Here is a 17,183-nt window from a genome sequence, read left to right on the forward strand (position 1 = left end):
AGACGTACACGCATGACAGATCCCATTCGCGCAGCAAGCCTGCTGTTTCTGAGCGCTCTGGCCGCATCGGCCGGTGCAGAAACAGTGACCATTAAATCGCCCGATGGCCGCAACATCGTGGCGATCGATAGCGATAAATTCACCTACGCCGTCAGCCGCGACGGCAAGCGCATCATCGATGCTTCACCGCTTGGCCTCAATCTCGACATCGGCGCCATCGGTCGCGGTGCAAAGCTGGGCGGACAAACGCAGCGTGGCGTCAACGACACTTACCAGATCGTGGTTGGCAAGGCGCGCAGCGCGGCGGATCATTTCAACGAATCGGCGCTGTCCTTCGCCGCCAACGGCAAGGCGCCGCAATTCCAGCTGCTGGTGCGCGCCTACGACAACGGCGTGGCGCTGCGCTATGTGGTGCCGGAGCAGGCCGGCCTGTCTGCCTTCAAGGTAATGAATGAAGCCACGCAGTTCAACTTCGCCAAGGACTACGACTGCTGGGGCGCCAACATGGGCCGCTTCGACACCAGCTTTGAAGCGGAATACGACCAGACCAAAGCCTCCGCCATCCGCAACTTCCACAACTTCATCGCGCCGCTGGTGTGCAAGACCGGCAGCGCCACCTTCGCCATCGCCGAATCGGATGTGAAAGACTATCCGGGCTTCTACCTGTCCGGCCGTGGCGATGCGGGGCTGGGCGTGATGGTCACGCTGCCGCCGCGCTTCGACAACAACCGCGATTACCGCTTCCGCAAAACCGTCTCCGCCAATGTGCAGCTGAAGGGGCAAGGCTTCCAGAGCCCGTGGCGCGTGGTGATGCTGGGTGATACGCCGGGCGATCTCACCACCTCGTCGCTGATCCCGACGCTGGCCGCGCCATCGCAAATCAAGGACACCAGCTGGATCAAGCCATCCAAGACCGCGTGGGACTGGTGGAACGATTGGGCCGTCGACGTGCCGAATGCGGGCGTGAACACCGCCACCTACAAGGCCTTCGTCGACTTCTCGAAAGAGATGAAGCTGGACGATATCCTGATCGACGAAGGCTGGTCGGTCGGTAGCGACATCGAACCGAATCCGCAAGCCGACGTCACCCGCGCCAAGCCGGAGATGGACATGCCGGCCCTGCTGCAATACGCCAAATCGAAAAACGTCGGCGTGTGGCTGTGGGTGCAGTGGCAGCAGCTGGACAACCAGATGGACGCCGCCTTCGCGCAATACGCCGCATGGGGCATCAAGGGCGTGAAGGTCGACTTCATGAACCGCAACGACCAGGAGATGGTCGACTGGTATCACAAGGTACTGAGCAAGGCCGCCGAGCATAAGCTGATGGTGGACCTGCACGGCGCCTATCCGCCGAATGGCCTGAACCGCACATGGCCCAACTACATCACGCAGGAAGGCGTGCTCGGTGCAGAGAACAACAAGTGGAGCGCGCGCATCACGGCGACGCACAACGTCACACTGCCGTTCACGCGCATGATCCTTGGTCCGATGGATTACACGCCGGGTGGCTTCCACAACGCCACACCGTCCACCTTCGTCTCGCGCAACCACGAGCCGCAGGTGATGACCACGCGCGGCCAGGCCATCGCCATGTACGTGGTGTACGACAGTCCGTTCCAGATGGTGTCCGACAGCCCGGCCGCCTACAAGAACGCCGACGGCTCGTGGGCAGACGGCGCGCAGTTCATCCAGACCGTGCCAACGTCATGGGATGAAACGCGCATCCTCGCCGGTGATATCGGCCAGTACATCGTCTCGGCCCGCCGCAAGGGCGACACGTGGTACATCGGCGCGATGACCAATGAAACCGGCCGCACGCTCAAGCTGCCGCTGTCCTTCCTCGGCAAGGGCACGTTCAACGCGCAGCTGCTGCAGGACGGCGCTGATGCGAATCACCTGAACGCCAGCAGCAGCAAAGTCAACGCCGCACAAAGCATCACGCTGAAGCTGGCGCCATCCGGCGGCGCAGTGGCGGTGATCAGCGCGGCCCCTTAATCTCCTGCACGCGCCAGCCTTCCTCGCGTGACTGGAGGAAGGCCTGCATGGAGTCCACCGTCACAGCGTTGATGCGGTCCGAAAACCGCAGCGCGCTGGGATGATCATCAAACGCGATGTTCGCCTTGAACATGCGTCCACCGAGCCGCATCAGCGGGCCGATATTCATCTCGGTCGGCTGATAGCCGGCCAGCTTCAGCCAACCCTGCGCCTGCTCGCGCGTGCGCACGCGAACGTCGCTGGCTTCGGACGCCGCTACTACTTCCAGCACCCACTGGTTGGAGTTCTGGTACTTGGTCGAAAACGGATACGCCACCATGTTGTACTTCAACTGATGCAAGCGGCGCAGCGTGGCCGGATCGGCCAGCATCTCCTTCAGGTGCGCTGCTACCTTGGGCGGCGGCGACATCACCAGCACATCCAGTGTGAACGGATCGTCGAGGAAGAAATTCGCCAGCCCATCCACCCACAGTTCGGAATCGGCAGTGCCGCAATCGTTGAGCAGTTCATACACGCGCCACGGCTGGCCCGGTACGGGACGGAACGCCAATCCGGCGTGCGAATACTTCAAATGGTACTTGGATAAATCCTGCCCCTGCCGCGCCACCAGCGCCACATCGGCGCCAGATGCCTCGAGCGCTGATTGCAAGCCCAGGCCTGCTGCCATGGCGTCGCTAAAGGCTTTCTGTGTGATTGGCTTGTCTTCGCACGAGCGTCCCGCGTGCGCAGGAACAGCGCTGCAAGCGGCCAGCAGCGCGGCGATGCCGAGTGCGCGCCTCATTGGGCCGGCAGGCGCTTTTGCGACAGCAAGGCCTCGCCCAATGCATTGGGAATGAAGGCGACCACTTTGCCGGAGGCCACCAGCAGCGTGCCGGTAGTCTCGGAGATCACCGACACCGTGGTGCCGACCGACATACCGATTGCGTCCACCGTTTTGCCGCTGATCTTGACGGACAGCTTGGCGCCAGTCGATACCGACGACAACAAAATCTCCACCACGCCGGCCGCACCCTGCACAATGCCGCTGACCACATACGCACCACCCGCAATCATCGCCACCGAAGCTGCGCCCGGACCGGAATCACCATTGCCGGAACCGGCCACGCTGATCACCGGCGACGCCACGATGGACAAGGTGCCGATGGAGATTTTTTCGGACGCATTCATATTGCTCATGCCATCCGGACCAGCGATAGCGCCGGTGCTCAATACCACTGCAGCAGCCGCGATGGCCGCGCGAAATGCGGCTTGTGCCGTCATATGCTCTCTCCCTTCAAGGTAGTGTGCTTGGCCGCATAGTATTCCTAATTTGCCAACGTTTGCAAGCACCAGCCTTCGATGCCGGCCTCTAAACGATGCGTGAGACACAGCGCTTGCAGAAAGGTTTCATCGTGCGATACCACGAGTAGCGCGCCTTGATACTGGCGCAGCATCGCCTCCAGTGCCTCCAGCGACGCGAGGTCCAGGTGGTTGCTCGGTTCATCCAGCAGTAGCAGCTGCGCCGGCGGATACGCATACAGCGCGCAAGCCAGCGCCACCTTCAATCGCTCGCCGCCGCTTAGCGTTTCCAGTGGCGCTGCTGCCAGTTGCGCATCCAATCCCATTTGCGCGAGATGTGTGCGCAGTGCCGATTCACCGGCCTCGCAGTTTGCCGCCAGCAGGTGCTGGATCGCGGAATGCTGCGGCGTCAGGCCCGCAAGCTGCTGGTCGAGATACGCCGTGCGGACACGAACGTCGCATCGTCCTGCCAGCGGCGCAAGCTGCCTTGCCAGTATGCGCAACAAGGTTGATTTGCCGCAGCCGTTCGATCCAACCACGGCGATGCGCTGCTCGCCGCTGATAGTCAAACTGATGGCACGCGTGGCTTGCGGTGCATATGGCAGCACCACGTTTTCCAGTTCGGCGACACGCGCGCGTACTGCTTGCGGGCCCGCCAGCGCATGCATGGCGATGACGGCGGCAGGCGCAAGCTGCTGCGCAGCCTCGCACACGCGCTTCGACAATAATTCCTGCTGCTCCGCATGCTGCTGCCGCAACCTGCCGGCCGTGCCTTGCGCGCGGTTCTTCTGCCCACCCAACAGGATCTTGGCTTGGTTGGCATCGCGGCCATCGCTCGCGCCTTTCGCCATGCGACGCTCCTGCCGTTCGTGCTGCTCGCGCATGGCCGCGGTTTCGCGCTTGCGTTCCAGTTTACGTTGATCAAGTTGGCGTTGCGCGCTTTCGCGTTCAACGCGCTTGCATTCGGCGTAGAAGGAATAGCCGCCGCCATAGCTGCGCAAACCGAGCGGCGATAGTTCGACGATGCGGTCCATCTGCTCCAGCAGTTCGCGGTCATGGCTAATCACCAGCAGGCCATGCGGCCAGCGCTGCAACTGCGCCTGCAACGCCAGCCGGTTGGCGCGGTCCAGATGGTTGCTCGGTTCATCGAGAATCAGGAAGACTGCGGAAGACAGCCACGCAGCGATCAGCGACACGCGCATCGCTTCACCGCCACTCAGAGAGGCGACCAGCGTGTCGGGCCGCAGATGCGGCAAGCCGTGGCGATCGAGCTCGGACTGCAAGCGCTCACGCATATCCCACTGCTCGCCAACCGCATCGAAGTCCACCGGATCGGCGCTGCCGTTTTCAATGCGCGCCAACGCGGACAGCACGTTCTGCACGCCGGCCAGCGCAGCCACCGTGCCTTCTTGCGCGATATGCTGCGAAAGGTAGTGCACCTTGCCGCCGCAAGCCACACGGCCGGACGACGGCGCAAGTTCGCCCGCCATCAAACGAGCGAGCACACTCTTGCCCGCGCCGTTGCGGCCAACAAGGCCAGTGCGGCGCTGGTCAAAAACTTCGTTCAGGTCTTGGAAAAGCACGCGGCCATCGGCCAGCGTGAAAGAGACGCCATCCAGCGTCAGAAAGGTATTCGTCATGGTGAAGCCCAATAATGATGTGTCAAAACCGTCCCGGCAGGGACCAGCGTTAGGAAGACAACAGCATTAATTGCGCATCGGACGAATACCTCATATGTGAATGCGCCAAATATATCAGCGCGGCGGCCAGGCGTCTACCTGGTTCAGCATCGCGAACCAATCCTCCAGATGCCAGGTGTGGGTGATACGGTCTTCAGTCAGATGATGAAACTCGTGGATGGCGATGGCAATCGGCTTGCCGCTGGCGGGGATACCGAAGAATTCACCGCGATGGGTGCCAGTGATCTGCGCCCGCACCGCAGCGCGGCCATCGCGTCCAAAGATATCGTGGATCGTAATCTTCACATCCGGGAAAGCTGTGGTGAACATGGCGACAATCGGCCGCATACCGTCCCTTCCCGGCTGCTGGCCGGGACCGAGCGGAATGTCCTGCCAGTCCGCCGTCAGCGCCAGGTCGAGCAAATCGGGATTCTGTTCGTTGAAGGCGCGATAAAGGTTTTCAATTGCTTGCTGCTGGGCCGTGGTGAGGCCGTTTTCCTGCATAGTCATGATGCGGTTCCTGAGTGAATTAGCGACCCGCCCACTGTAGCTGCGCCAACACACGCAAGTCCAATCGATAATGGATATGCAGTATTATCCATTTTATGGATCTTCATGGCATCGACCTCAATCTACTGGTGGCCTTCGACGCGCTGATGTGCGAACGTAACGTCACGCGCGCCGGCGTACGCATCGGCCGCACCCAGCCCGCCATGAGCGCTGCGCTCTCGCGACTGCGCCTGCTGCTGAAGGACGACCTGTTCGTGCGCAGCGCCAGCGGCCTGCAACCGACGCCGCGCGCGCTGGAACTGGCTGCGCCGCTTGGCGAAGCACTGGCCAGCATCCAGCGCACGCTGGAGTTCACGCAGGAATTCGATCCATCGCGCTCCACCATCCGCTTCACAATCGGTCTGTCGGATCATCCAGCTTTCACCGTGCTGCCCGCGTTGCACAAACGGCTGTCGCAACTGGCGCCGAACGTTAAGCTGCACATCCGCTCATTCACCGCACGCGACGACGCCCTGGCGCTGCTGGACGCTGGTGAAGCCGATGTCGCCATCGGCGTCCCTGGCAGCAGCACGCCGCGCATTCCCACCATACCGCTGTTTGAAGAACGCTTCGTCTGCGTGGCGCGCAAGAAGCACTCGCTCACCAAAAAGAAAATGACATTGGACGCCTTCCTCGCGTGCCAGCACCTGCTGGTATCGCCGGAAGGCGACGGCGTCGGCCACGTCGATACTGTGCTGGCGCAGTTGGGCCGAAAACGCGATATCGCCGTCACGCTGCCGCAGATGTATGCGGCGCCCACCATCGTCGCCAACAGCGATTTGCTGGCGACGATGATGGAGGGTGCGATTCAGGCCAGCGGCTTGCGCGACCAGCTCGCGCTGCTTTCGCTGCCGAAGGAGATCACATTGGCGCCAGTGCCATTCGTGCTGCACTGGCATCGCCGCAACGATGCCCATCCGGCCCAGCGCTGGCTGCGGGAGCAGATCGCGCTGGTGTGCCGCCGCAAGGCTTAGTCCCAAACTGGCGCGAGGCCTTCAGGACTGGTCAGGCGTTCGCCGCGATCCAGCATTGCGATCTGCGCCATGTCCTCCTCGCTCAAATGCAGCGCCGTGGCGTTCGGCGATCTTCGCAATCACCGGATCACCCAGCACCTTGCGGTTTTGCAGATACGGATGCAGCTCGATCTGGTTGGTCGCAATCGCCTGCTGCATCAGCTGCAACGTGAAGATGGACACGCCGATCTGGCGCGCCAGGCCTAGCTCCTTGGCCTCCGCCAGCGCCAGCGCCATCACGAACTCCTGCACCAGCACTGCGCCGCCCGGCGATGGCCACTTCTGCTTCGTTACCGTAAATCTGCGCGGTATCGATTACGCGGTAGCCTGCTTCCAGGCCGTTACGCACCGAGTCCAACGCCGTTCAGGATCGAGTAGCTATAAAAGCGCTCCTTGTCGTCAAAGGCTTCCAAACGTTCGACGATAGCCTCACCGTCCGGATTGGCCAGCGTGCGTACGCGGCCGCCTTCACTCAACTCACTGTGCGGAATGTAGGGCAGCCAGTCCGGCAGCGCATTGAAGCCGCCGATCAGTTGCCACACACAGCCCGCACTCACGGGCAGCTGAATACTTGCAATGGTGTTGGCCATGTTCTTACTCCTTCGCGTCGCCAGGCAGCGGCGCGGCGGCCGATACCAGCTTCTGTTCACGCATCTCCTGCCAGAACGCGGCAGAAGGCTTTTCATTCAGCGCAGCGTGATCCTCTTCGATGCGCTCCGGACGGCTGGCGCCCGGGATAACAGCTGCCACAGCCGGATTGGCCAACGCGAACTGCAAAGCCGCCGCCTTGACGCTAACGTTGTGGCGCTGCGCGATGGCCTTGATACGCTCCACCTTAGCGATGATTTCCGGCGACGCCTGTTGATACTCAAAGTGCGCGCCACCCGCCAAAATACCCGAGCTGTAAGGGCCGCCGACCACGATGTCCATGCCTTGCTGGAGCGCGGCAGGCATCAGGCGTTGCAACGCACGTTCATGGTCGAGCAGCGTGTAGCGGCCGGCCAGCAGGGTCACGTCCGGTTTCGGTTCGTTCAGGTCCAGCAGCAGCTCCACCGCCTCGACGCGGTTGACACCCAGGCCCCAGCCCTTGATCACGCCTTCGTCACGCAGGCGGTCCAGCGCCCGGAAGGCGCCGGTGCGGGCAACTTCGAATTGCGCCAGCCATTCATCGCCGTAGAAATCCTGTGCCACGTCGTGCACGAACACGATGTCCAGATGGTCGGTCTTCAAGCGTTTCAGGCTGTCTTCGATTGAACGCAGGGTAGCGTCGGCGCTGTAGTCGTTGACGATCTTGTTCGGACGGCCGAACTGGAACACCCCGCCCTTCTCGCCCAGCTGGCGCGCAGCCGGATCTTCCACTTCATCCAAAATCACGCGGCCGACTTTGCTGCTCAGGATGTACTCGTCACGCTTGTGACCCGCCAGCGCTTCGCCGAGGCGGATTTCCGACAGGCCGGCGCCGTACAGCGGCGCGGTGTCGAAGTAGCGCACGCCCTTATCCCACGCCGCCTGCACAGTGGCCAGCGCCTCGGCGTCAGGGATGTTACGGAACATATTGCCCAGTGGAGCGGTGCCGAAGCCCAGTTTGCTTTTCAGTTTGTTACGGATACTCATCTTGATTCCTTGGTAAATGAAGAAAGTGAAGCCAGTTTAAGTTGACGTGATAAGACTGTCCAAGACATAATTTGCACAAGTTAAGTCACAAAAGGTCTGACATGTTAGACATCCGCCAACTTCAATACTTCGTCACCGTGGCCGAAGAGGAGCACGTGGGACGCGCCGCCGAAAAGCTGCACATCTCGCAGTCGCCCTTGAGCCGGCAGATCGCCCAGCTGGAAGAAAAACTGGGCCTGACGTTGTTCGAACGCAGCCAGCAGCGCATCCGCCTGACGCGCGACGGCCGCACCTTCCTGGCCGAGACGCAGGCTTTCCTGGTCCATGCCACGCGGCTGGAGGCGCTGGCCAAGCGGCTGGGACGCGGCGACGAAGGTGGCCTGTGCATCGGCTACGTCGAAAACGCCATGCACGCTGGCGTGCTGCCGGCCGGCCTGCGCGCGCTGCGTGCCGAGCGGCCGAACGTGCACGTGGCCTTGCATAGCCTGTACTCGTCCGAGCAGCTGGAAGGCCTGCGCCAGCGCAGCCTCGATATCGCGCTGGTGTGCGATCCGCCGGCGGAAAACGATCCCGACCTCGAACGCGCACGCGTGCTAAGCGACCCGATGATGCTGGCCCTGCCCCAGGGCCATCCGCTCAGCGCAAGCGGCCAAGCCTTGCAGCCGTCCGACCTGGCCGGCCTGGAATGGATCGCCGTACGCCACCACGAAACCGGCGAACATCACCACAACTTTGTGGCGGCATGCGTACGCTCCGGCTTCACGCCGCAGATCAAGATGGAAGCCAGTGAACCGGTGACCGCCTTGAGCCTTGTGGCGGCGGGACTGGGCGTGGCGATGGTGCAGCAAGGCTTGCAGCATCAGGCGCCGCCCGGTGTGGTGCTGCGCGAGCTGTCGTGGTTCGACTACCACGCGCCGCTGTGGGCGGCGTGGCACCGCATCAACCTGCGGCCGCTGGTGGCCACTTTCCGCGAAACGCTGTTGGATTTGGCGGCGACGACAAGCGAGCAATAGGCTACACTGGCAGTCATCTCTTTTTGTGTTGCCCGTCATGCCCGAGAAGAACCTGCCCGAACTCATCACCCTGAAACGTCTGATCGACGAAGGCGGGAAGCATCTGGAAGTGAGCACGCCGCACACGGTGCAGATGGACGGGCGCCACTTCCCGGTCTACACCATCGCGCTGGGCAATCCGAGTCCGGACGTGCCGGCGCTGGGCTTCTTCGGCGGCATCCACGGGCTGGAACGGATCGGCACCCAGGTGGTCCTGTCCTTCCTAGAAAGCCTGCTGGCGCGGCTGCGCTGGGACGCGACCTTGCACCAGCAACTGGAGTCGATGCGACTGGTGTTCATGCCGCTGGTGAACCCGGGCGGCATGTGGCAGGCCACCCGCTGCAATCCACACGGCGTAGACCTGATGCGCAACGCGCCGCTGAGCGCCGTCGAGAAAGTGCCGTTCATGCTGGGCGGGCAGCGCTACAGCCATCACCTGCCATGGTATCGCGGCGCCGAGGGCGCGCCGATGGAGCAGGAAAGCCAGGCCGTGTGCGACGTGGTGCAGCGCGAGCTGGTGCCACGCCGTTTCAGCATGGCGCTTGATTGCCACTCCGGTTTCGGCTTGCGCGACCGCATCTGGTTCCCGCATGCGCACACCACCACGCCGATCCCACACCTGGCCGACATCGGCGCGCTGGAAGAATTGTTCAGCACCGCCTACCCGAATCACAACTACGTGTTCGAGCCGCAAAGCCGCCAGTACCGCACCCACGGCGATTTGTGGGACTACCTGTACCTGAACAGCGATCACGTGTTCCTGCCGCTGACATTGGAGATGGGTTCGTGGCTGTGGGTGAAAAAAAATCCGCGCCAGATTTTCGACCGCATCGCCATCTTCAACCCGACCGCGCGCCACCGCCTGCAGCGCGTGCTGCGGCGGCACCTCGTCCTGTTCGATTTCCTGATGCGCGCCGCCTGCAGCCATGGACGCTGGACACCGGAAGGCATGGCCCGCACCGTGCAGCACCGGCGCGCGCTGGCGCAGTGGTATCACACATGAACAGCTGGATCCTGCTGCGCGGCTTGATGCGCGAGCAGCGCCACTGGGGCGACTTCCCCGGCCAACTGGCGCAAGCGCTGCCCGATGCCACCATCATCACACCCGACCTGCCGGGCAACGGCCAGCGCCACGCCATGCGCAGCGCGACCACGGTGGCGCAGATGGTGGAATTCTGCCGCCAGGACCTGCGCACGCGCGGCGTGCCGGCGCCCTACTCGCTGCTGGCCTTATCGCTGGGCGGCATGGTGGCGGTGGAGTGGGCCAGCCGCTATCCTCACGAGATAGAGCGCTGCGTCTTGATCAACACCAGTATGCGTCCCTACAGCCGCTTCCACCAGCGCCTGCGCTGGCAAAACTACCCTGCGATATTCAAGCTGCTGGCGCAAGGCGGTATTGAAAACCAGGAGCGCCTGATCCTGCGCCTGACCAGCCGCCGTGGCGACGCTGCGCAGCGCGCGGCGCTGCTGTCGCACTGGCTGGACTACCAGCACCAGTACCCGGTCACGCGTGGCAATGCGCTGCGCCAGCTGTGGTCCGCTGCCCGCTTCCGCGCACCGTCACGCAAGCCTGCGATGCCGACGCTGGTCCTGAGCAGCGCTGGCGACCAGCTGGTTGATCCACGCTGCTCGCTGAAACTGGCTCGCGCATGGCAAGCGCCGCACGCCGAACATCCCGATGCTGGCCACGACCTGCCGCTCGACGACGGCCCATGGGTGGCAGCGCAAGTCGCCGGATGGCTGCGGCAACTCAGGTAAAATACTGCCCCATCATGTCCTTCCAATGCCGCCCTGCTTGCGGCGCCTGCTGCACGGCGCCCTCCATCTCCTCCCCGATACCCGGTATGCCGAACGGTAAACCGGCCGGAGAGCGCTGCGTGCAGCTGGATGATAATGAGCGCTGCAAAATCTTTGGCCATCCCGACCGGCCAGCGGTCTGCGCATCGCTGCAGCCGAACGTCGAGTTTTGCGGTGAATCGCGTGAGCAAGCCATGCGCTGGCTGGGCTACGTCGAAGAAGCCACCCGGCCGTCCTGAATCAGCGCAGCGTTACCAGCTGCGCCAGCATTTTCATCAATTCTGCAGAAAACTTAGGCATCAGCGGCGCCTTGGCGGGGGCCGTGCAGCCGGGCTTGCAGGTGGGTGCGGCGGTCTGGATCATGGCAATCTCCTTCAAAGAAAACTTGTTCATTGGAGTTTTAACGGCTTATAGGTTATATTTTCTGCCAGTCTCGAAGTGTTATCAAACGAGTTATTTTCGCCATTTGAATAAGAAAAGCTTGTCCATGCCCAAACCGCTGCGCTCTCTTTCCGGCCTGCTCGATTTCGATTGCGCGGCGCGTTGGGGCAGTTTCAAACTGGCCGCGCAGGAGCTGCACAAGACCCCGGCCGCCATCAGCCTGCAGGTCAAGCAGCTGGAGGAAGCACTCGGCTTCGAACTGTTCGTGCGCCATCCGCGCCATATCGCGCTGACCGAGAAAGGCCAGGAGCTGGCCGCCACTGTGCGCCGCATGCTGGCCGACCTGAATACCAAGGTCGCCGCGCTGCAAACCGGCGACGAAGAAAAAATCCTGCGCATCTCGACCACGCATTCGCTGGCCATCAAGTGGCTGGTGCCGCGCCTGGCCAGCTTCACCAAGCTGTATCCGGAGCTCGATATCCGCATCGATTCCAGCGACAATCTGGTCAACATGGACGACGGCAGTACCGACATCGCGCTGCGCACCTACGACATCGTCCCCGGCGATCCGGACCTGTTATTCCACGACCGGCTGGTAGCGGTCTACAGCCCATCCTTAGTGCCGCCCGGCGCCACCGAGATTACGCTGGCGGACCTGCACCGCTATCCGCTACTGCACGAATTCACCACCGACACCTGGATCGCGCTGCTACGCCAGAACAATGCGCTCAAAGGCAAGTACAACTTCTCGCGTGCCTACACCAACTTCGCGGTGATGGTGCAATCGGCGGTGGCGGGACAAGGCATCGCCCTGGTGTCGCACGCCATTGCCAGTGAAGACTTGCGCAGCGGCGTGCTGAAAATGGTGTGCTGCGAAAGCGCGCCCTATCGCCGCGGCTACCGCATGATCGTCAGCCACGGCAAGCAAGGCATGGCCAAGATCACACATTTCTGCGACTGGCTGCGCGAGGAAGTAGCCGATATGCAGAAAGGCTTGCGTTGATGCGCACACCGATCATGGCCGCGCTGCTGGTGCTCGCGGGCGCAGTGCAAGCCGCCGACAAGCCACCGCTGCGCTACGTTGAAAAAGTCGACAACCTGCTGGGCGCTACCATGCCGGTGACGGAATTCCAGGACACGCTGGGCGCAGCGCTGGCGCGCCAGCTGGGCCGCAAGGTGGAGTATGTGAAACTGCCGCGCAATCGCATCATGGCGGCGCTGGAAAACGGCGACGGCGATGTGCTGTGCAGCTACCTGCCCGAGTGGCTGCCCGGTGATGTGGACTGGACTCGCGCCTTCATTCCGATCAGCGAAGTGGTGGTGTCGTCGCCACGCGTGAAAGCACCTGCCACGGTGGCGGAATTGCGCGGCAAGCGCCTGGGCATGGTGCTGGGCTTCCGCTATCCGGAATTGGAAAAGATACTGGGACAGGACTACATCCGCGACGACGCGCCATCCGCAGCACTGTCGGTGCGCAAATGGCTGGCGGGACGTTTCGACTATCTGGTAGTGCCGCGCAATGTGATCGATAAGCAGTTAAGCAAAGGCGCGCTGCCACGCGGCTATCACATTCTGACGGTCTACGAAGTGAAGACCAAGTGCGCGGTCTCGCGCAAGAGCCAGATCAGCGCCGCCGACTTTAACAACGCCATCGAGGCATTGGATAAAGCCGGCGAGCTGACGAAGATCCTCAAGCTGCGCTGATTACTGCGTGAGTTGCAGCGCGCTTTCGAGACGGATGTCGTCCGAAGCGCTGCCCACCATCAGTTTGAACTCGCCTGCCTCCGCGCCCCACTTTAATTGGCGATTGAAGAAAGACAGCGTATCGCGGTCGATGGTGAAGCTGACGCGCTGCGTCTGGCCCGGCTTCAAATGCACTTTCTGGAAGCCCTTCAACTCCTTCACCGGCCGCACCACCGACGACACCATGTCGCGCAGGTAGAGCTGTACGATCTCCGTGCCTTCCACCTTGCCGCTGTTGGCCAAATCGAAGGACAGCGTCACCTTCTGCGCACCGGCCATCGTGGCGCTGCTCAGTGCCAGGCCGCTGTATTTGAAGTCGGTGTAGCTCAAGCCATGACCAAAGGCGTAGCGCGGCGTGTTGACGGAATCAATGTAGGCCGAGCGGTACGTCACATTCTTTTCGTCTGTGACAGGCCGGCCGGTGTTGTACTGCGCGTACGACACCGGAATCTGGCCCACGCTGCGCGGGAAAGTGATCGGCAGTTTGCCGGACGGGTTGTAGTCGCCGAACAGCACATTCGCCACCGCGTTGCCACCTTCACTACCGGGGAACCAGGCGTAGATGATGGCATCGGCCTTGTCGGCAATGGTGTTGAACACCAGCGGACGGCCGGCCAGCATCACCACCACAATCGGCTTGCCTGTGGCCTTCAGCGCGTTGAACAGCGCTTCCTGCTGACCCGGTAGCGTGATGTCGGTGCGCGACTTGGCTTCACCGCTCATGTCCCACGTTTCACCCACGGCCAGCACGATCACGTCCGAACGCGCTGCGGTGGCGACGGCATCGGCAAAACCTTCGCTGCTGGCGCAGCCGGGTGCGCAGGCCTGGGCGTAGCTGATCTCCGCCTTGCCGGCGTGGCTGCGGATGCCGTCTACGATGCTGACCACTTTGGCGCGTTCGCCCTGTACTACCCAGCCGCCTTCCAGGTCACGCTGCGAATCGGCCAGCGGGCCTATCACCGCAATGCGCTTGGTCTCGCGCGACAGCGGCAGCAGTTTCCCCTCATTTTTCAGCAGCACGATGGACTTCTGCGCCACATCCAGCGCAGCGGCACGGTGCGACGCATCGCCCAGCACCGCCTTCTCGCGCGCCGCATCGGAGTAGCGGTACGGATCATCGAACAAGCCCAGTTCAAACTTCTTGGTCAACACACGGCGCACGGCTTCGTCCAGCACCGGCATCTTCACCTTGCCAGCCTTGACAGCCGCCTCCAGATGCTGGCTGTAGGCGTAGCCTTCCATGTCCATATCGCTGCCGGCGTTGATAGCCTTGACCGCTGCATCAGACAAATCGGCCGCATAGCCATGCGGTACCATTTCGCGCACCGAACCCCAGTCGCTGACCACAAAGCCCTTGTACTTCCAGGCGCCCTTCAAAATATCGCGCTGCAGGAAGGCGTTGCCGGTGGCTGGCACGCCGTTCAGCGTGTTGAAGGAATTCATAAACGTCGCCGCACCTGCATCGGCTGCGGCCTTGAACGGCGGCAGATACACCTCGTACAACTGCTGTTCGCTCATGTCGACCGCGTTATAGTCGCGGCCCGCAATCGCCGCGCCGTAGGCAGCGAAGTGCTTGGCGGTTGCCATCACCGAATCGGTGGCGCCCAGCTTCTTGCCCTGGAAGCCGTGCACGCGCGCGGTGGCGATCTGCGAACCGAGGTAAGTGTCTTCGCCCGCGCCTTCCATCACACGGCCCCAGCGCGGATCGCGGGCGATGTCCACCATCGGCGCAAAGGTCCAGTGAATGCCAGCGGCTGCGGCTTCTTTCGCAGCGACGTGCGCGGACAGCTCAATCGCATCCATGTCCCACGACGCAGCTTCACCCAGCGGCACCGGAAACACTGTCTTGTAGCCGTGGATGACGTCAAGGCTGAACAGCAGCGGAATCTTCAGGCGCGATTGCAGCGCCAGCGCCTGGATCTCGCGCGTGTCGGCCACGCCGGTCACGTTCAGCATCGAACCAACTTTGCCGGCGCGGATATCGGCCAGCTTGTCGGCGTATGCGCTGCTGGTTGGACCGGTGAACTGGCGGCCAGACAGTTGATGCAGCTGGCCGACTTTCTCGGTCACCGTCATCTGCTTCATCAGCTCCGTGACCTTGCGGTCGATTTGTGCGTCTTGCGCGTGGGCGGACAGCGCCAGGGCGGCGCTGATGGCCGCAGCAATTTTCAATGTCTTCATTTGTATTGTTGTTGCTTCAGTTCGTAGTAGGACTTCAGCGTGTAGAAGGCTTGCTTCTTCTTGCCGGTCTCGGAGATCAGACCCTTGCGGTTCCAGTAATCCTGGAAGTAAGGATGTGGACGGCGGGGCGAACGAAAGTCCGTCAGTACCCACGGCGTCATGCCACGCAAGCCGGGAATCGCATCCAGCAGCTTGAAGGTGTTTTTGTACAGCTGGTCCTGATACTCCTCGCTCCACTTGGTATCGCTATCCGCGTGGTAGCCGCCCAGCGCATCGGCGCCGAACTCCGTCACCAGCACCGGCTTGTTGTAATTGACCTTGAAGGAGAATTTCAGCATTTCTTTGTTGTTGGACCAGTACCAGCCGGCGTATTCATTGAAGCTGGCGAGGTCGATCTTCTCCGCCAGCGGGTCCTCCACCGTCACCACGTCGCCAACGCGATGCACTTCCAGCGCTGCGCCAACAAGGCGGGTACGGTCCAGCGAACGCACCGTGTCCGCCAGCTTGCCCATGAAGGCCGTACGCACAGGACTCACCGGCGTTTCATTCCCGATCGACCAGATGATGACGCTGGCGCGGTTCTTGTCGCGCACCACAAGGTCGGTCAGCTGCTGCGCCGCGTTGGCGTAGACTTCAGGCTTCTCCCACGAGATGGTCCAGTACACCGGAACCTCGGCCCACACCAGCAGGCCCATTTCGTCGGCCAGTTTGATCATCTCCTCGCTATGCGGATAGTGCGCGAGGCGGACGTAATTGCAGTTCATGTCCTTGGCCCATTGCAGCATCATGCGCATATCGCCTTCGCCGCGCAGGCGGCCTGGAATCAATGGATTCTCGTCGTGCAGCGAAATCCCGCGCAGGAATACCGACTTCCCGTTCAGCAGGATGTCGTGGCCGCGCGTTTCGATGCTGCGCAGGCCGATGCGGTCGGTCAGCGTATCGGTCGCGCCGGCGATAGTCACGTTGTACAGCTTAGGATCTTCCGGCGACCAGTAGCGCACCTTATTCTTCGGCAGCACGATGCTGACGGCGGCGCGGCCATTGGCGTCGGTGTGCACCAGCGTCTTCACGCCCAGCTCCGCGATGGAAATGGTGACGTCCTGCGCCCGCTTGGCACCGGCCAGTTGGACGTGGCCTTCAATGCGGCCCATATCGCCCTTGGCCAGTTGGATCTGGTAATCCTCGATGTAGGTATCCGGCGTTTCGGCCAACAGCACGTCACGCGTGATGCCGCCGTAGTTCCACCAGTCGGTGTTCACGGTCGGGATGTCGTCCTGGTGACGCGTGTTGTCAGCCTTGACCACCACCGTGTTCTCGCCGTTCTGCAAGCGGCCCGTCACCTCAAACTGGAATGGCGTGAAGCCGCCCTTGTGGCTACCCACCTTCTTGCCGTTCAGGTAGACGTGTGCCTCGTAATTGACCGCGCCAAAGTAAAGGAAGTAGCGCTTGCCGTCCTTCGGAGCAGCGTTGAACTTCTGGCGCAGCCACACCGTGCCTTCGTAGAATTCCAGCTTGGCCGCTTGCGAGTTCCAGTCGCCCGGCACCGCCATCGTCGGCGAGCCGTCGAAGTTGTATTCGACCGCATCGTCCTTGTCCTTCGGTTTGCGGTCATCGTAGAAACCACCCGCACCGCTTGGCGACTGGTCGAACGGCTGGCGGCGATAGTTGTAGTAGCCCGTCTCGTAAGGATCGATGATGTAGCTCCAGCGCCCGTTCAGCGACAGATGCTGGCGGCCGTAGATGTTTTGCAGCGTGGGCGGCTGCTTGGCCAGTTCGGCACGCGCGCCGGATCCCTTGTTGGCTTGCGCCTGTCCTGGCGCCTGGTCATCCTGCGCTGTCGCCGCGAAGTTCGCAGCCAGACAGCTTGCTAGCAACAGCAGCTTCCACATTTGTCGCATCCA

General features: G+C 62.2%; 16 protein-coding genes and 2 pseudogenes. 8 read left to right on the plus strand and 10 right to left on the minus strand.

Going from position 1 to position 17,183, the window contains the following annotated elements:
• The first annotated feature begins 12 nt into the window (after positions 1-12).
• A complete protein-coding gene (locus GTP46_RS12735) occupies positions 13-1,995 on the plus strand; it encodes a glycoside hydrolase family 97 protein (RefSeq protein ID WP_229258925.1) in 1,983 nt (660 codons plus the stop codon).
• On the opposite strand, the gene GTP46_RS12740 is transcribed toward GTP46_RS12735, so the two are convergent.
• The 4 genes from GTP46_RS12740 to GTP46_RS12755 form a co-directional block, all read right to left on the minus strand.
• Positions 1,979-2,776 (minus strand): DUF2145 domain-containing protein, encoded by a 798-nt coding sequence (locus GTP46_RS12740; RefSeq protein ID WP_161007013.1) that lies wholly within the window; start codon positions 2,774-2,776, stop codon positions 1,979-1,981. The genes GTP46_RS12735 and GTP46_RS12740 overlap by 17 nt on opposite strands.
• Positions 2,773-3,255 (minus strand): hypothetical protein, encoded by a 483-nt coding sequence (locus GTP46_RS12745; protein ID WP_202414251.1) that lies wholly within the window; start codon positions 3,253-3,255, stop codon positions 2,773-2,775. The genes GTP46_RS12740 and GTP46_RS12745 overlap by 4 nt, the downstream gene beginning before the upstream one ends.
• Positions 3,256-3,299: 44 nt before the next feature.
• Complete coding sequence (locus tag GTP46_RS12750; protein ID WP_161007014.1) at positions 3,300-4,913, minus strand: ABC-F family ATP-binding cassette domain-containing protein; 1,614 nt, start codon at positions 4,911-4,913, stop codon at positions 3,300-3,302.
• Positions 4,914-5,027: 114 nt separating this feature from the next.
• Entirely contained in the window at positions 5,028-5,462 is a 435-nt protein-coding gene (locus tag GTP46_RS12755) for an ester cyclase (protein ID WP_161007015.1), read from the minus strand.
• Between the two features lie 95 nt (positions 5,463-5,557).
• Between GTP46_RS12755 and GTP46_RS12760 the strand changes: the two genes are divergently transcribed.
• The gene (locus GTP46_RS12760) at positions 5,558-6,475 is read left to right on the plus strand and encodes a LysR family transcriptional regulator (RefSeq protein WP_161007016.1); all 918 of its coding nucleotides are present in this window, start codon (positions 5,558-5,560) and stop codon (positions 6,473-6,475) included.
• On the opposite strand, the pseudogene GTP46_RS12765 reads toward GTP46_RS12760, so the two are convergent.
• From GTP46_RS12765 to GTP46_RS12775, 3 genes and pseudogenes are all read right to left on the minus strand, one after another.
• A pseudogene (locus GTP46_RS12765) lies at positions 6,472-6,872 on the minus strand (aldo-keto reductase family protein). The gene GTP46_RS12760 and the pseudogene GTP46_RS12765 overlap by 4 nt on opposite strands.
• Positions 6,873-6,879: 7 nt before the next feature.
• Positions 6,880-7,104, minus strand: a pseudogene (locus tag GTP46_RS12770) (SRPBCC family protein); the annotation flags it as partial.
• Between the two features lie 4 nt (positions 7,105-7,108).
• The gene (locus GTP46_RS12775; RefSeq protein WP_202414252.1) at positions 7,109-8,128 is read right to left on the minus strand and encodes an aldo/keto reductase; all 1,020 of its coding nucleotides are present in this window, start codon (positions 8,126-8,128) and stop codon (positions 7,109-7,111) included.
• Between the two features lie 101 nt (positions 8,129-8,229).
• On the opposite strand from GTP46_RS12775, the gene GTP46_RS12780 reads away from it, so the two are divergent.
• Genes GTP46_RS12780 through GTP46_RS12795 form a run of 4 tightly spaced genes read left to right on the plus strand, consistent with a single transcriptional unit; the run spans position 8,230 to position 11,216 of the window.
• Complete coding sequence (locus tag GTP46_RS12780; RefSeq protein WP_161007018.1) at positions 8,230-9,141, plus strand: LysR substrate-binding domain-containing protein; 912 nt, start codon at positions 8,230-8,232, stop codon at positions 9,139-9,141.
• Positions 9,142-9,178: 37 nt separating this feature from the next.
• Entirely contained in the window at positions 9,179-10,183 is a 1,005-nt protein-coding gene (locus GTP46_RS12785) for a M14 family zinc carboxypeptidase (protein WP_161007019.1), read from the plus strand.
• A complete protein-coding gene (locus GTP46_RS12790) occupies positions 10,180-10,938 on the plus strand; it encodes an alpha/beta fold hydrolase (RefSeq protein WP_161007020.1) in 759 nt (252 codons plus the stop codon). The genes GTP46_RS12785 and GTP46_RS12790 overlap by 4 nt, the downstream gene beginning before the upstream one ends.
• Before the next feature lie 14 nt (positions 10,939-10,952).
• A complete protein-coding gene (locus tag GTP46_RS12795) occupies positions 10,953-11,216 on the plus strand; it encodes a YkgJ family cysteine cluster protein (protein ID WP_161007021.1) in 264 nt (87 codons plus the stop codon).
• A 1-nt stretch (position 11,217) separates the two neighbouring features.
• Here GTP46_RS12795 and GTP46_RS30100 read toward each other — a convergent pair whose 3' ends face one another.
• On the minus strand, positions 11,218-11,340 hold the full coding sequence (locus GTP46_RS30100; RefSeq protein ID WP_267877421.1) for a hypothetical protein: 123 nt from the start codon (positions 11,338-11,340) through the stop codon (positions 11,218-11,220).
• 124 nt (positions 11,341-11,464) lie between these two features.
• Here GTP46_RS30100 and GTP46_RS12800 point away from each other — a divergent pair, with 124 nt between their 5' ends.
• Together GTP46_RS12800 and GTP46_RS12805 are read left to right on the plus strand one after the other, a co-directional pair.
• Positions 11,465-12,361 carry a LysR substrate-binding domain-containing protein gene (locus GTP46_RS12800; RefSeq protein ID WP_161007022.1) on the plus strand — a complete coding sequence of 299 codons (897 nt, stop codon included), beginning with the start codon at positions 11,465-11,467 and terminating at the stop codon, positions 12,359-12,361.
• Positions 12,361-13,062 carry a substrate-binding periplasmic protein gene (locus GTP46_RS12805; protein ID WP_161007023.1) on the plus strand — a complete coding sequence of 234 codons (702 nt, stop codon included), beginning with the start codon at positions 12,361-12,363 and terminating at the stop codon, positions 13,060-13,062. The genes GTP46_RS12800 and GTP46_RS12805 overlap by 1 nt, the downstream gene beginning before the upstream one ends.
• Here GTP46_RS12805 and GTP46_RS12810 read toward each other — a convergent pair whose 3' ends face one another.
• Both GTP46_RS12810 and GTP46_RS12815 read right to left on the minus strand, forming a co-directional pair.
• Positions 13,063-15,282, minus strand: coding sequence for a glycoside hydrolase family 3 N-terminal domain-containing protein (locus tag GTP46_RS12810; RefSeq protein ID WP_161007024.1), 2,220 nt, complete (start codon positions 15,280-15,282; stop codon positions 13,063-13,065).
• Positions 15,279-17,180 carry a glycoside hydrolase family 2 protein gene (locus tag GTP46_RS12815; RefSeq protein WP_161007025.1) on the minus strand — a complete coding sequence of 634 codons (1,902 nt, stop codon included), beginning with the start codon at positions 17,178-17,180 and terminating at the stop codon, positions 15,279-15,281. The genes GTP46_RS12810 and GTP46_RS12815 overlap by 4 nt, the downstream gene beginning before the upstream one ends.
• Positions 17,181-17,183 lie beyond the last annotated feature (3 nt).

Origin of the sequence: Duganella flavida, from assembly GCF_009857445.1 — a bacterium.
In the GTDB taxonomy this organism is placed as follows: Bacteria; Pseudomonadota; Gammaproteobacteria; order Burkholderiales; family Burkholderiaceae_D; genus Rugamonas; species Rugamonas flavida.